Origin of the sequence: Symbioplanes lichenis (genome assembly GCF_030709675.1) — a bacterium.
GTDB lineage: Bacteria > Actinomycetota > Actinomycetes > Mycobacteriales > Micromonosporaceae > Actinoplanes > Actinoplanes lichenis.
The window spans coordinates 178889-193841 of the sequence record NZ_JAUZQD010000013.1 but is presented as its reverse complement, the minus strand read 5'-3'; the positions used below and the strand labels follow the sequence as shown (position 1 = coordinate 193841).

At 71.5% G+C, this 14953-nt stretch carries 10 protein-coding genes; 3 read left to right on the top strand and 7 right to left on the bottom strand.

Annotated elements, in window-relative coordinates; translation table 11 throughout:
• Window positions 1–64: 64 nt before the first annotated feature.
• The gene (locus RAN62_RS29310; RefSeq protein ID WP_305788030.1) at window positions 65–1444 is read left to right on the top strand and encodes an alkaline phosphatase family protein; all 1380 of its coding nucleotides are present in this window, start codon (window positions 65–67) and stop codon (window positions 1442–1444) included.
• 43 nt (window positions 1445–1487) lie between these two features.
• Here RAN62_RS29310 and RAN62_RS29305 read toward each other — a convergent pair whose 3' ends face one another.
• The 5 genes from RAN62_RS29305 to RAN62_RS29285 form a co-directional block, all read right to left on the bottom strand.
• Complete coding sequence (locus RAN62_RS29305; RefSeq protein ID WP_305788029.1) at window positions 1488–2600, bottom strand: serine hydrolase domain-containing protein; 1113 nt, start codon at window positions 2598–2600, stop codon at window positions 1488–1490.
• A gap of 72 nt (window positions 2601–2672) precedes the next feature.
• Window positions 2673–3953 (bottom strand): ATP-grasp domain-containing protein, encoded by a 1281-nt coding sequence (locus RAN62_RS29300; protein WP_305788028.1) that lies wholly within the window; start codon window positions 3951–3953, stop codon window positions 2673–2675.
• A gap of 102 nt (window positions 3954–4055) precedes the next feature.
• The gene (locus tag RAN62_RS29295) at window positions 4056–5261 is read right to left on the bottom strand and encodes an MFS transporter (protein WP_305788108.1); all 1206 of its coding nucleotides are present in this window, start codon (window positions 5259–5261) and stop codon (window positions 4056–4058) included.
• Window positions 5261–7162, bottom strand: coding sequence for a KedN5 family methylcobalamin-dependent radical SAM C-methyltransferase (locus RAN62_RS29290; RefSeq protein WP_305788027.1), 1902 nt, complete (start codon window positions 7160–7162; stop codon window positions 5261–5263). The genes RAN62_RS29295 and RAN62_RS29290 overlap by 1 nt, the downstream gene beginning before the upstream one ends.
• Before the next feature lie 453 nt (window positions 7163–7615).
• Window positions 7616–8560 carry an alpha/beta hydrolase fold domain-containing protein gene (locus RAN62_RS29285; RefSeq protein ID WP_305788026.1) on the bottom strand — a complete coding sequence of 315 codons (945 nt, stop codon included), beginning with the start codon at window positions 8558–8560 and terminating at the stop codon, window positions 7616–7618.
• Between the two features lie 109 nt (window positions 8561–8669).
• Here RAN62_RS29285 and RAN62_RS29280 point away from each other — a divergent pair, with 109 nt between their 5' ends.
• Window positions 8670–8903, top strand: a complete 234-nt coding sequence (locus RAN62_RS29280; RefSeq protein ID WP_305788025.1) for a response regulator transcription factor — start codon at window positions 8670–8672, stop codon at window positions 8901–8903.
• Between the two features lie 103 nt (window positions 8904–9006).
• On the opposite strand, the gene RAN62_RS29275 is transcribed toward RAN62_RS29280, so the two are convergent.
• Window positions 9007–10398 carry an NDP-hexose 2,3-dehydratase family protein gene (locus tag RAN62_RS29275; RefSeq protein ID WP_305788024.1) on the bottom strand — a complete coding sequence of 464 codons (1392 nt, stop codon included), beginning with the start codon at window positions 10396–10398 and terminating at the stop codon, window positions 9007–9009.
• On the bottom strand, window positions 10395–11699 hold the full coding sequence (gene rfbH, locus RAN62_RS29270; protein WP_305788023.1) for a lipopolysaccharide biosynthesis protein RfbH: 1305 nt from the start codon (window positions 11697–11699) through the stop codon (window positions 10395–10397). Before rfbH ends, RAN62_RS29275 begins: the two co-directional genes overlap by 4 nt.
• Before the next feature lie 284 nt (window positions 11700–11983).
• Between rfbH and RAN62_RS29265 the strand changes: the two genes are divergently transcribed.
• On the top strand, window positions 11984–14860 hold the full coding sequence (locus RAN62_RS29265) for a LuxR C-terminal-related transcriptional regulator (protein ID WP_305788022.1): 2877 nt from the start codon (window positions 11984–11986) through the stop codon (window positions 14858–14860).
• Window positions 14861–14953: the final 93 nt, after the last annotated feature.

Sequence of the window (14953 nt, the reverse complement as noted above, 5' to 3'; positions counted from 1 at the left end):
TTCCCCGCGTTCCGCCGTCCGCTCGCGCGCCGGCGGCGGGTCACCGGATCGACGAGAGGTGACGATGCCAGGCGTCCTCCTGATCGGGCTCGACGGACTCGGTCCGGCGCGCCCCGGCCGGTCCGCGCGGAGCTTGCTGCCGGCGCTCACCGCGCTGGCGGAGCAGGGCGTCAGCGGGCCGCTGCACAGCACCCACCCGCCGTCCCCGGTGCCCGCCTGGACCACGATGCTGACCGGCCGGGATCCCGGCGAGCTGGGCGTCTACGGCGCCGTCCGGCGGCGCAGCCGGGCCTATCTCGACCTGGCCCCGGCCGGACCGGACACGGTGCGGCACCCTCGGGTGTGGGACCGGCTCACCGCGGCCGGACGCCCCAGTGTGGTGGTCGGCATGCCGCAGACCTCCCCGCCGCCCGCGATCGACGGCGTGCTGGTTCCCGGCTTCGAGGATCGCACGGGAGCCACCTTCCCGCCGCGGCTCGCCGATGAGATCTCCGCCCTGGTCGGCGACTACCTGACCGACGTGCCGGACTTCCGCGCGCTGCCGCCGCACCGGCTGATCTCCGCCGCGTGGCGGATGACCGAGCGCCGCTTCAGCACCATGGAGCACCTGATGCGCACCCGGCCGTGGGACCTGGCCGCCGTGCACGAGATCGGCCTGGACCGTGTCCAGCACGGGACCTGGACGATCGACGAGCTGCTCGACGGCACCGCCCCGGCGGGGCCGTCACGGCGCGCCGCCGTGGCCTACTGCCGGTTCGTGGACGCCTGCGTCGGCCGGCTGGTGCGTGCCGCGGGTCCGGGCACCAGCGTGATGATCGCCTCCGGTCACGGCACGGTGCGCATGCGGGGCGCGTTGCTCCTCAACGAGATCCTCCGGGACGCGGGTCTGCTGGTGCTGCGGACACCGCCCGCGGGAGCGCAGCCGCTGACCGCGGACCTCGTCGACTGGTCCAGGACGGCGGCCTGGGCCGACGGCGGCCACCAGGGGTCGATCTTCCTCAATCTGGCCGGACGCGAGCCCCGGGGCACGGTCGCACCCGCGGAGCGCCCCGCGCTGATCGCCCGGTTGCGAGCCCTCTTCGGCTCGGTCGACGCCGGGGCCCAACGGGTGAGTTGCCGGTTGGAGTCGCCGCGGGAGCTCTACCGGGCGGTGCGCGGGCTGCCTCCGGATCTCGTCGTCCGCTGCGACGACGAGAGCTGGCGGGCGTACGGCAGCGTCGGGGTGGGTGTGTCGTGGCTGGCCTGCCCGGACGACGAGCCGGTGGAGGTCAACCACACAGCGGAGGGCTTCATGGTCCTGCGGGTGCCGGACCGGGCACCGGGGCGGCTCGGAGCAGCCTCCGCCCTGGACGTGGCGCCCACCCTGCTCGAGCTGGCCGGCCTGCCGCCGGATCCCGCGCTGCCCGGGCGGTCGCTGGCTCCCGGGGCGCGGATCCGGGCCTGACGGGACGGACCGGGCGGCACCGGAGCGGCGCCGCCCGGTGCCCTCAGGCCGTGACGATCTCGAACTGAGCGGCCGGCTCGATCCCCAGGTCGGTGTAGATGGCCTGCACCAGGGCATGGCGCCGGGTGACCGTCGGGACGTCCGGCAGCCGGCCGTTCCAGTAGACGGCCAGCACGAGCTCTGCCGCCGGGTCGATCAGCAGGGTCGAGGTGTTGCCGCCGGCGTGCCCGTACACCCGGTAGGAGCACGCCTTGCCCAGCAGGTGGGGCAGGGTCATGAAACCGAGTCCGTACGGGAAGTTCGTGTCGGAGAACATGTTGCGCGGCGTCCCCGGCCAGTGTGTCGCCGTGATCGCCTCGAGCGTCGCGGCCCGCACGAGCTGCTCGCCGTCGCGCGCGTGCCCGGTGAGCAGCGCCTCGCCGGCGACGCGCAGGTCCGCCATGGTTCCCCATACCCCGGTGCCCGGCAACGGCAGACCGGAAGCCATGATCATGTTTCGCAGGCCGTCGGCCTCCTCGGGCGGCGCGACCGGCATCACCCCCAGCTCCGGGTCGGCGTCCGGATCCAGGCCCAGCGTCGCGGCGATCCCCAACCGCTTGAAGAGGGCGCGGTAGCTGTCACCCGGCGCGCTCCCCTCGACGGTGGTCAGCACCCGGTCGAGCACGAACCAGTTGGTGATCGGGTTGTAGCTCATCAGCGTGCCCCGCTTCTGCTGCGGCTCGACGTTGCAGATGAGGTACCAGATCAGCGGCTCCAGCTCCGCCCACTGCGGCACCTCGGAGCCCTGGGTGTCGAGGCTGAGCATGGGGTCGGGAATGCCGGTCGTATGGGTCAGCAGATCACGCATCCGGATGGTGTCCTTGCCGTACTCCCCGTACTCCGGGAGGTGATCGGCGACCCTGTCGTCGAGGCCGATCCGGCCGGCCTCCCACGCGATCGCGAAGGACAGCGCACCGAGCGGCTTCGAGGAACATGTCCAGGGCACCCGGGAGCCGGCGGTCATGGGCGCGCCCATGCCGTTCCCGCCCACCGCGATGTCGTACTGCTCACCCCGCAGGGAGAGGGAGATCTGCACGCCCGCGCGCTCGTCGCCGGCGACCTCGGCGTCGAGCAGGGGGCGGAGGCTGGGGAACTGGTCGAGCTGGTCGTCGGACAAGGTGATTTCCTTCCTGGAACGGATCGAGAACCCTTTGTCACCGGTACGTCCGGACGGCGCCCGGTCCCCTGGTCAGCCGTCGGCGCCGGGGACCTCCACGTCGAAGATCTGCGCCGCGAGGCCGGCTGCGATATCGAGGTGTTCGCCGGGCGGAACCGCGGCCGGACCAGCGGCCGGCCAGAAGAGCTCGACGTACCCCTCGCGGTTGAGGTAGTTCGCGGACACTTCGCTGGACACGTGGCCTGGCGCCACAGTGACCTCGTAATTGCTGACGGCGGGATCGACCGAGGCGGGCGTGCGGATGCCGGTGATCCGCCCGCCCGGCGCCTTGAGCGTCGCGATGGCCGCCGTGCCCGTCGGCCGCGGTTGCGGCAGGGGGAGTTCCAGCCGGTCGAGGTAGGACAGGATGTGCAGGGCGTACGGCGAGATGCCGATCACCCGCTCGACGACGTCCATGATCCCGCCGCCCGCCGTCCGCGCCCCGACCTCGATGACCTGCGGCGCCTTGCCGTCCTCGACCCGGATCTCGACGTGCGCGAGCCCCCGGTCGAGGCCGATGGCCGCGCAGGCCGCCACGGCCAGCTCCCGGACGTCCTCACGGCCGGAGTACCGGCTCGGTGCCAGATGCCCGACCTCGGCGAAGTACGGCGCCCGGCCCAGCGACTTGTCGACGACCGCGAGCACCGACCGGGCCTCGCCGTGGTTGAGCACCTCGACCGACACCTCGTCGCTCAGCGGGCAGAACTCCTCGACCTGGACGGCCCGGTTGCGCACCGAGAACGTCGCCGCGGTCTCATCGATGATCTGCCGCACATAGGCGTAGGCCTCATCGATCTCTTCCCTGTTCCGGATGAGCCGCACGCCCAGACTGCCCCCGAAGGCGCACGGTTTGATGACGCTGGGCAGGCCGAATTCGTCCACGGCGCGCGCCACGTCCGGGACGCCGTCGACCACGCGACAGCGGGGGGTGGCAACGCCGGCCGCGACCAGCCGGTCCTTCATGAGGTTCTTGTTGATCGAGGAGTCCTCGACCGCCCGGCGGCTCAGGAAGGGCAGGCCGTAGTGCTCGGCCAGACGCAGACCGGCCATCAGGTTGCCGTCGACGAACGGCACGATGCCCACCGGCGCCGCACCGGTCTCCCGCTCGAAGGCCCGGACCGCCGCCAGCGCGGACTCGGGATCGCTGGGCACCCCCGGAACAATGAAGTCGAAGAATTTTCCGGATTTTGTCGACCGGGTCGGGGACAGGGCGGCAATCGGGCCGGGGAAATGGCGCAACGCGGCCACGACAGCGCGTTCCCGCAAGGTCATGGTGGCACCGAGAAGCAGGAGATAACCATGATTGTTGCCCATAGCGGTAATCACCTTCCGGATGCTAGCAACACCCGACAGCCATATCCACAGTGGTCGACCCGGCCCCACCCCGCACCGGCCCCTTTTCATCACTACGCACAGTCACGACGGCGCGGGCCGGCGCCGCCGCGTCCGCCAGGCCAGGAGGAGGGCGAAGGCACCGAACATCACCGACAGCCAGAACGACGCGTTCGTCGGGCGGTGCTCGACGAGCCAGCCGCCGGTGAAGGCGCCGATGGTCGTCCCGGCCCCCATGCCGGCGGAGGCCCAGGTCATCCCCTCGGCCGCGCCCGTCTCGGGGTTGGACAGCAACGAGAAACCGGCACTGAGCGTCGGTGCCGCACCCACGCCGGCGAGGAAGCAGGCCGCCGCGAGCAGTGCCGGCGAGGTCGCCAGCGGCAGCAGCAGGCCGCACCCCGCCATCCACGCCAGGGCCGGCAGGAAGAGCCGGCGTGGGTCGACCCGGCCCAGCCGCGGGCCGGCGAACAGCGCCACCGATGCGCTGCCGATCGCCCAGGCCGCGAGCGAGATCCCCGCCCACGCCGGCCGGCCCTGCCCGTCGGCCAGGGCGACGAGCAGGATCTCGATCGAGCCCAGGTACGCGCCGATGCCCACGAACGCGCCGACGACCGCCTTCGCCGGGATCCCCCGGGCCTGCCGCCGCGGCTCCGTTGCGGGACCACGCGGCCGGGCCGGCGGCTCGGACGAGGTCTGCGCGGCGAGCAGGACCCAGCCGATCGCGGGCCCGAGCAGGACGACGGCCGGCGACAGCCAGGGATGGCCCACGGTGACCGCCGTGATCGCCACCGGGGCCAGCACGAACATCATCTCGTCGACGACCGACTCCAGGAAGAACGCCGTCTGCCGCACGGAGGGCTCCGACGCGGCGTACGACCACCGGGCGCGCACCGCCGATCCGATGTCCACCTGGGCGGCACCGGCCACCAGACTGGCGGCGAGCACCGCGGGCACCTGCCAGGCCGACTCCCGCAGACAGGCGAGCATCAGCGCGACAAGGGCGGCGGCCTGCACCGCGGCGCAGGTCAGCAACACCTTGCGCTGACCCTGCCGGTCCATCCGCCGGCCGTGCACCGGCGCGGCGACGGACGTCCCGATGACGTACAGCGCCGACGCGGTGCCGCCGAGCCCGTACGAGCCGGTGCTGTTGCCGACGGCCAGCACGATCGCGACACCCGCGCCGGCCAGCGGCAGCCGGGACACGGCCCCGCTGAGCACCAGCCGGCGGCGGGCGGCCGTCGCGAGCAGTGTCCGGTAACCGACCCGGCCGGCGGAGGAAACCTCGCTCATCACACTCCGATTGTCCGATCCTCGCCCGCCCGCTCGGGCACGAGCCCGGTGCGGGCGACGTAGTGGGCGGTCTCTTCGTGGTTGGTCGAGGCCGCCAGCTCGGCGAACCCCGTCTTCCAGCAGAACTCGACGTCGACCGGGCCGAGCGCCGGGACCGGCCCGCCGGCGGCACGTCCCATCGAGACGACGTCGTAGTCGAACGTGCGGCGGGCGACGAGGACGTCCTCGCCGTCCCGGATCTCGTGACGAGCGTCCGCCAGGTCCCGGGCCTCCGGCTCGGGCAGCGGCCGGCTCAGCAGGTCGAAGCGTACGAGCTCGGCCAGCGGCCCCACCCAGCCCGCCGGCACCAGCGCGGGGCCCTCCTTGTCCCACCACTGCCGGACCAGGTCGTCGAACTCGCGCGAGGTGAAACAGAACTCCAGAGCCGGCGAGAGGGAATCCGGGTCGGCCGTGGAGTCGGCCGCGGCCGAGCGCAGCAGCTCGACCCCGGCGCCCGAACCGGCCTCGATGAAGTCGGCGATCGACAGGATCACCCGCGACTGGCTGACCTGACCGGCGAGACGGACCGCCGGGAACACCCGCCGCAGCACCAGGTTCTCCGCCAGGAGCCGGGCCCAGAACAGGAATCGCTGCATCGACAGGTTCTGCTCCAGCGACATGCCGCGATTGGCGATGACGTACTCGAAATCGTCGCGCTCGCCGCGCACCGTGACGAAGCCGTGCAGGTCCTTGCGGTCGGAGTACTCGGTGTTCGGCAACAGGATCAGTGGATAGGCGGCGATCCGCGAGACGTGCTCGGCCAGCTCGTCGTAGCCGGCCAGGAACGACTCCGGCGTCTCACCGGGCGCACCCCAGATGAGCTCGGCGTAGATGTCCATGCCGTCGCCGGTGAGCCGTTCGACGAGGTCCCGCCAGGCGTTGATCTTCATGTTGCGGCGGTTCATCGTCTCCAGCGCCTGGTCACTCAGCGTCTGCAGCGCGAGCGTGAAGGAACTGCGGATGCCCTCCTCACGCATGATGTCGACGATCTCGTAGAAGGTCGCGGACTTGTTCTTGGCCCACGAGGTCTCCAGCGCCCGCGGGAAGCCGTACTTGCGGCGCACCTCCACCAGGTCCTGCACGAACTCGAGATCCTGCCGCAGGATGCCGAAATTGGCGTCGCAGAGAACGACGGTCTCCGCCCCGTGCTGCGCCAGCACCTCGAGCTCGGCCCGCAGCCGCTCACGCGAGAAAGAACGCACGCGCTGGCCGACCGCACCGCCCCAGAAACAGAACGAACAATGGTACGGGCAACCCCGGTTCGTCTCCATCAGAGCCACATCGTAGCGGAACGCCCCCGCCTCATCGAGAAGCGGCAGCACACCCTCCAGAATGGGCGACGGAATGATGTCGAGATCAGAGATCCGCTCCCGTTCCGGCGTGGTCACCACCTCCTGACCGGCGTCGCGGAAGGAAATGCCGGCGACCTCGGCCAGCGGGGTGCCCGCCTCGACCGCCCGCAGCAGCTCGAGGAAGGTCACCTCGCCCTCGCCGTTCACCACGACGTCGACCTCGGGCCACTGGCGCAGCACCCGATGCGCCTGGTTGGTCACGTGGTTGCCCCCGAAGATCACCGTACCCTCGGGGTTGACCTGCTTGAACGTCTCGGCGAGCGTGCCGAACTGCTTGACGTTCCAGCCCAGGACGGAGAAGCAGAGCACGTCGGCCGGCGCGCCGCTGAGCAGCTGGGTGGCCATCTCCCACAGGCTCACGGAGCCCGAGTAGTTCAGAATCTCCACCTCGCAGCGGGCCGACAGGCCGGCGTCGCCGCGCACCATCGCGGCCAGATAGCCGGCCGCCAGAGGCATCGATTCCTTGGACATGTGCCACACGCCTTGTTGCACGATTTTGACACGCAGCATCGCTACTCCTCACCAACGACGGCACGAAGCGACCGGCGGCGCGCCGACGACGCGCACCACCCGTCCGCTATTGATCGGCACGACCAGAAGGCTTTCCGCACGCGCACGGGCGTACGGAAAGACGACAAATGATCAGCCGTGAAAGAATGTTCGCCCCGGAGAACGACGGGGCGGCCCGGCGACTCCGGCCGGGAACGAGTGCATCAGCGGAACATGCGACCACTCATGGCCGACGCCGGATTTCCGGCCCGCAACACGACATCCATCAACTGCGCGCTCGCCTCCCCCGTGACGCGATCGACGGAGCCACCACCGCGCTGACTTCACGCTACGGCGCGACTACCGTCAGGAAGACTACGTCGGTGGATGTATCCACACCAGACGTGCGGGGCAAATCTTCCCCGACGAACTCAACTTTTCGCCGGGATGATCCACCCGGGGCAGGCCCCCGTGTCACTCCGCGGCGGGTGTCGCGTACAGGCGGCGGAGCCACGCCAGCCGTGCGGCCTGTGCCGCCCGTGACAGTGTGGCCTGGGGAAAATGGACGTCGAAACCATGGAAGCCGCCCGGCCAGACGTGCAGCTCGGCCGACCCGCCCGCCTGCCAGATCCGATTCGCGTACGCGACGGCCTCGTCCCGGAAGATCTCCGCCGATCCCACGTCCACGTAAGCCGGCGGAAGTCCCGAGACGTCGGTCGTGCGCGCGGGCGCCGCGTACGGGGAGACGTCCGCCCCGCCCCGCGCGGCACCGAGCAGCGCCGTCCAGCCCGCCTCGTTGGCCGCCTTGTCCCAGCCCCCGGCGGCCGCCATCTGCGTCACCGACGCCGAGTCGTTGCGATCGTCGAGCATCGGCCCCATGAGGAGCTGGCCCCGTAGCGCCGGCCCGCCCCGGTCCCGGGCCATGAGCGCGAGCGCGGCGGCCAGCCCGCCGCCCGCGCTGCCGCCCGCCACCATCAGTCCCGCCGGGTCGAACGTCAGCTCGCCGGCGTGGCCGGCGGTCCAGGTCAGCCCCTGCCAGCAGTCCTCGACCGGCCCGGGGTGCGGGTTCTCCGGCGCCAGCCGGTAGCCGGCCGAGACCACGACCAGGTCGAGCTCCGCCGCCCAGCCGAGTACCCCGCCGAGTTTGCGGCGGTTGTCGCCGAACACCATTCCGCCACCGTGCATGAAATAGACGCAGCCGCGGGCCTGCCGCACCCGCGTGGGTCTCGCGACGAGCAACGGCACACCCGCCTCGGCCCCCTCCGCGACCGTGAACGCGCCCCCGAGCGTCAGCTCCTCGTCGGTCGGCGCCGGCCGGGGCGGGGCCGACCGCATGACGCGGATGAAGTCCGCCGGAAGGACAGCGGGACGACCGCCGAGGGAGACGAGTTCACTGTCCAGCGATGGGGGTCGCAGCATGATGACCTTTCCGGCGGCGGCTCAACTCGCCACAAGCGTTTGTTTGGTGGGGTTTTAGGTCCGGCGGGGATCGTACGAGTGACGGCAGCCCCATCGGGAGAGGACCGGAATGAGCACTTCGCACCCTGACACCGCCGATGTCGCCAAGGCGCTCACCGCGCGGCAGACCGAAGTGGTCCGGCTCGCGGCATCAGGTCTGACCGCGAAGGAGACCGCGCGCCGGCTCGGCATCTCGAAGACCACCGTCGACGAGCATCTGACCGAGGCGCGGCGCCGGGTGGGCGCCACCACGAAGTCCCATCTGGTCAGCTTGGCCATCGCATCCGGGATCGTCGCCGGATGAGCGGGCGGCCCGGGCGGCCCGCCGGTGCGGGGCGGCCGGGCCGGCAGCGCACGACGTCCGGCCCCCCGGCGCGCAGCGATGCCGCCGCTCGCGGCGAGCTGGATCAATCCCGGCCCGCCACGGCGTTCAGGCACAGCAGCAGCGTCCGCGCCTGGACGTTCAGATAGTGGCTGAAGGTGGCCAGCGTGGTGAGTTGATCCCGGGAGACCCAGCGGAACCCGGGTGGCGGGATCTGTGGCGCCTCGCTCTCGTCGGCGTCCAGGACCAGATAGTGGTTCACCGAGTCGAGGAAGCGGCCGCCCTCCTCGGACAGCAGCGCGGAGTAGCGGATGCGGGCCGGGTCCGCCGCGGTGACCAGGTCGAGGAAGAGCGGCCGGGCGGCGGCCGGCACCCCGGCGTAGCTGCGGGGCACGCACTGCACGGTAGGGCCCATCTCGACGTCGAGGAGGCCGCCCTCCGCCCGGGCCTGGATCAGCACGTGCGGCACCCCCTCGAACGTACGGGTGAGGAAGGCGACCGTGCCCTGCCCGCGCGGCTCGATCAGCGGTTGCGTCCAGTGCCCGACCTCGCGGTTGCCCGCCCGCACCGACACGGCCACGGTACGGAAGTGCCGGTCGTCCTCGTGATCGATCGAGAATCTGCCGCGTCTCCAGCCCCGCAGTCCGGAGAGCGGGACGCGTTCGCTGCGGATCGGGGTCGTGGATCGGCGGCCGGCCAGCCACGACAGCAGCTCCGTGTCGGAGTGCAGCGCGTACGGCGTGCCGGGTGCACCGAGTCCGCTCAGGACGGATCGCGCGTCCAGGTTCACGGCGTGGTCGTGCCGCATGAGCGCGTGGATCTGGCCGAGGGTGAACCAGCGGAAGTCCTCGTGCTCGGGCACCGGATCCCGCACTTCGACGATCATGTTGCGGTTGCGCTTGCGGTGGAACCAGGAGCCGTGTTCCGACTGCAACCCGTCCAGCAGGACACGACCGCGGGACGGATCGGTGAAGTACTCCAGGTGGCGCACGGAGGCACCGCCGTGCACCTTGGTGTAGTTGCTGTACGTCGCCTGGACGGTCGGCGAGAGCTGCACCAGCCCGGGGTTGCCCGGCTCCATCTTCGCCTGCATCAGGAAATGCAGGACGCCGTCGATCTCCCGGGCCAGGATCCCGAGGATGCCGATCTCCGGCTGCACGATGATGGGCTGGTGCCATTTCGACCGGTGGGGCTCCTCCCCCACACTGACGTGCAGCCCCTCCACCGTGAAGAAGCGGCCGCTGCGGTGCACGAGGTTCCCGGTCCCCGGTGCGAACGACCAGCCCTCGAGCTCCTCGAAGGGGATGCGGTCCACCGAGAACGGGACGTCCGTGCGACGCCGGTGCAGCCAGCCGAGGGCGTCGTCCGCGGGCAGACCGGCGAGCGCCGCCGCGGACCGGGCGACCCGTTCCGGCAACGCGACGTCATGACGGGCCTTGAGGGCCGGCCGCACCCGGGTGCCTCCGGTCGCCGTCATGACCGGGCCCGCACGAACTCGGCGACGGACGCGACGACGTAGTCGATCATCTCCTCGGTCAGTCCGGGGTAGACGCCGACCCAGAAGGTGTGGTCCGTGACGATGTCACTGTTGGTCAGCTCGCCGCAGACGCGGAACTCACGGCCGAGGTAGGCGGGGTGCCGGGTCAGGTTCCCGGCGAACAACCGGCGCGTACCGATCTTGCGGCTCTCCAGGAAGTCCACCAGCTCCGCGCGCCGGAAGGGCGCCGCGGGATCGACGGTGACGACGAACCCGAACCAGCTCGGATCGCTGCCCGGCGTGGGTTCCGGCAGCAACAGCCATGGAACGTCCGCGAGCCCCGCCCGCAACCGGCCCCAGTTCCGCCGGCGCGCCGCGCCGAAGTCGTCGAGCTTCGTCAGCTGGCTGAGGCCGAGCGCCGCCTGCAGATCGGTGGTCTTCAGGTTGTAGCCCACATGGCTGAAGATGTACTTGTGGTCGTATCCGGCCGGGAGCGTCCCCATCTGGTAGCCGAAGCGTTTGCGGCAGGTGTCGCTCTCCCCCGGCTCGCACCAGCAGTCCCGGCCCCAGTCCCGCAGCGACTCCACGATCCGGGCCAGCACGAGGTTCGAGGTGAGCACGCAGCCCCCCTCGCCCATGGTGAGGTGGTGCGCCGGATAGAAGCTGACCGTGGCGAGATCGCCGAACGTCCCCACGGGCCGGCCCTGATAGGTGGTGCCGACGGCGTCGCAGGTGTCCTCGATCAGGAACAGGTCCCGCTCCCGGGCGAGCTGCGCCACCTCCGCGACCTCGAAGGGATTGCCGAGCGCGTGCGCGATCATGATCGCGCGGGTGCGGGGCCCGACGGCCTTCGCCACACGCTCCGCGGTCGTGTTGTACGTGTGCAGGTCTATGTCCACGAAGACCGGGACCAAACCGTTCTGCAGGATGGGGTTGACGGTCGTGGGGAAGCCCGCCGCGACGGTGATCACCTCGTCGCCGGGAACGAGCCGGCGCTCCTGGAGCTGCGGAGAGGTGAGGGCGGTGACCGCGAGGAGATTCGCCGAGGAGCCGGAGTTGGTCAGATGCGCCTTGCGCCGGCCCATCCGCTGGGCGAAGGCGGACTCGAACTTCCGGGCGGATCGGCCCGCCGCGATCCGCAGGTTCAGGGCCGCCTCGACCACGGCTGCCCTGTCCTCGTCGTCGAGCACCGCGCCGGACGGCCAGATCTCGGTGACGCCGGGGACGAACGCCCGGCCACCCTCGATGTCCTGGTGGTACTTACGCACCTCGTCGAGGATGTGCGCAGCCCGTTCACTCATGTGGTGTCCTTCCTTCGGCGTCGGCCAGTGTGGCCTGTGCCGCTAAAGCCGGGCTATGGCCGATCTTCTGCGGTGTCCCCCCGGGTCCGGCGAGAGCCGTCCACCGACCCGAATGAAGTGCCATAACCCAAGGTCAAGCCGTCGCTGATCAACCGCGCAAAAGCCCTGCATGTTGACATGTCGAGGTGATTGACACATACACTGATCCACGCCATGCCAAAGCTGGGCCCATCACGATGACGGGTTGAGCTCAGGCGCCCGCACGGGAGGAAAAGGGATAGGGCGTGGTTTCCCTCAATGCCGATCAAAGCGCCGGGAAGACCATTCGAGAACACGAGTTGAATCTGCTTCTGTCACACCTCCGCCGACGGGGCTCCGGGCGATTGGTCGAACTGACGGGAGAGCCCGGAGCCGGGAAGACCCAGCTGTTGTCGGCCTTCGCGGGCGCGGCGGCGGCTGCGGGGGCCGTCGTCCTCAAAGCCCGGTGCACCGGCCCCGGAAAAGAGCAGCACTTCTACCCTTTCCGGCAAGCCCTGGCCGCCCACGGGACACCCGGCGGCCACGTGATCCACACCATTTGGGCGTCCCGGCAAGAATCGCACGACGACCTTTCCGGAAATGTCCTCGATCCGCTGTACGGCATCGCGGAAATGAAGAGCGAGCTCACCCGGCGGGCCACCCGGGCGCCCCTCGTTCTGCTGCTCGACGATTTTCACCAGGCCGATGTGCGTTCCGTCAGCCTGATCGAGCATCTCGTCCTCGCGCCGATCCCCGACACGCTCGTGGTCGTCTCGCACCGACCCCGCCAGTCGTCGGCGTGGCTGCGGGACGCGCTGGCGTACGGCACCGCCCTCGGGACGGTGCGCAGCGTCCGGCTCGGGCCGGTGCACGCCGGCCAGGCCGCCGAGCTCCTGGGGCTCGACGTGGCGGATCCGGCGGTCGGCGAGCTGCACCGGGAGAGCGACGGGCTGCCCGGATACCTCCTGGAACTGGCGCGCCTCCGGACCCAGGGCCGCAGCGCCGAGGCCATGACCACCGGCCGGCAGTGGACCGCCCTGATGGGCGAGATCACCGAGCTGACCCCGGACGAGACGGTGGTGCTCTCCACGGCCGCACTGGTCGGCGACGTCTTCGACCTGGAAATCCTCGGCCAGGTCTCGGGCCTCGACGCCGGTGCGGTCAGGGCGGCGGTCGACACCCTGACCCGAGCCGACCTGATCCGGCCGGTCACCCGCCCGCCCGCGTACCGCCTCCGGCACCCGGTGGTCCGGGCCATGCTCGCCGCCCGCGCCGACCCGGCCTGGCGCATCACGGCGCACCGCAGGGCGCTGCATCTGCTGAACGCCCGGGGCGCACCGGTCGAGGACAAGATGTCGCACCTCGACGGCTTGCTCGGGCAGCCCGGCCGGGACGACCTGCCGCTGTTCGTGCGCGCCGCCGAGGAGGCCGGCCCGGCCCACCCCGCGGCGGCGGTCCGGTGGATGCGGGCAGCGCTGCGGCTGTCGGCGCTCGCCCGGCCCGACGGCCGGTCGCCCTTGGACATCTCGCTCACCCTGGCCCGGGCCCTGATCTCCGACGGCCGGGCGGACGAGGCCCGGGACGTGCTGCGGGGCGCGCTGTCCGCCGCACCGCCGTCGCCGGTGCCCGACCGCACGTCGGCGGTCGTGCTGTGCACCCAGCTGGAATGGGTGCTGGACAACCGCACGGACGCGAAGAGTCTGATCGACAAGGAGTTGCCCGCCACGCGGGAGCGCGAGCCCCGGGCCACGATCGCCCTTTCCGTTGCCCGCCAGCTGACGGCCGGCGGGCAGGGCAGCGCACAGGCCCTGCGCGACGCGCGGCGCGCTGTCCGCCTCGCCGGCCAGGCGCGCGATCCCGTCAGCGAGGCCGGGGCCCTCGCTCTCCTCGCGCTGCTGGAGGCGAAGGCCGGCGACTGCCGCGCCGCACGCGTGGCCCTCCGGGCCGGCACGGCGATCGTCGACCGGCTCGCGGACGACGAGCTCGCCCGGGCCACCGGATATCTGGCCCTGCTCGGCTGGGCGCAGCACAATCTGGACGAGCACACCGAGGCCCGGCGGCAGCTCCAGCGCGCCGGCCGGCTCGCGCACCACACGGGAGCCCGTCACCTACGGCCGTTCATCTCGATCGCGCTGGGCCGGGTGTGCCTGGCCATCGGCCTGGCGGAGCAGGCGCGGCAGGCGGCGGACGACGGCCTCGAGCTCGCCCGGGACCTCGGATCCCGGCACTTGGCCGCCTTCGCCATCGCCGTCCAGTCGGCTTGCCTGCTCGCCACCGAGCCGGAGAACACCCAGGCCCTCACGCTCGCCGAGACCGCCATGAGCACCTTGCCCGTGGACGAGGCCCTGTGGCGCGCCGATTGCGCCCGGGCTCTGGCCGAGGCCGCTCTCGAGCGGGGCGACCCGCTGCGCGGCTCGGCCGCGATCGTGAACAGTGGCGGCGGTCCGGACCTTCCCGACCTGCCCCGGGCCGAGCGCCCGGGCTGCTTCGAAGTGCTCACCCGGGCGTCTCTGCGGTCCGGCGACACGGCGGAGGCGGACCGGTGGGCGACGCGGGCCGCCGGCGTCGCCGACGCGACCGGGCTGGCCTCCCATCGCGCGAGTGCGTTCGCGGCCCGCGCTCATGTCCTCGCGGCGCAACGCGAACTCGACACGGCTCTGCGCCTCTATCGCACCGCGGCCGAGCTGTTCGCGGGCGTCAACCTGATCCGGCATCAGGCGGAGATGCTCGTCGCGGCGGCTTCCTGTTCACTGACGATGCACATGCTGCGCGACACAGCGGCCATGCTCGCACTCGGCAAGGAGCTCGCCGGCCGGGCCAGCGCGTCGGCGACCTACCTCAAGGCCGCGGAACAGCAGCGCATGGTGGAGGAGCTCAGCAGCCGGCCCGCGGACGGCCGGGATCCCGGACCCTGGGCCGCCGTCCTCACCAATCGGGAGTACGAGATAGCGAGCATCGCGTCCACCGGCACGCGAACCAAGGAAATCGCGCAGCAATTGAATCTGAGCGCGCGCACCATAGAGGCTCATCTCTCCCACATCTATCGGAAGCTGGGCGTCAGTTCACGGGCGGCGCTCGCCAACCTGATGCTCCATCCACCCGGCCCCGACGCGGTGGCCGAGGGCTACTGCGTGGAGAACTGACGCGACGGAGCCGTCGCCGGTCCGCACCCCCGTCGCCGGCGTCGCACACCGTCTCCGCGATGCCGACCACCTCGTGGCTCACCCGCGCTCGGA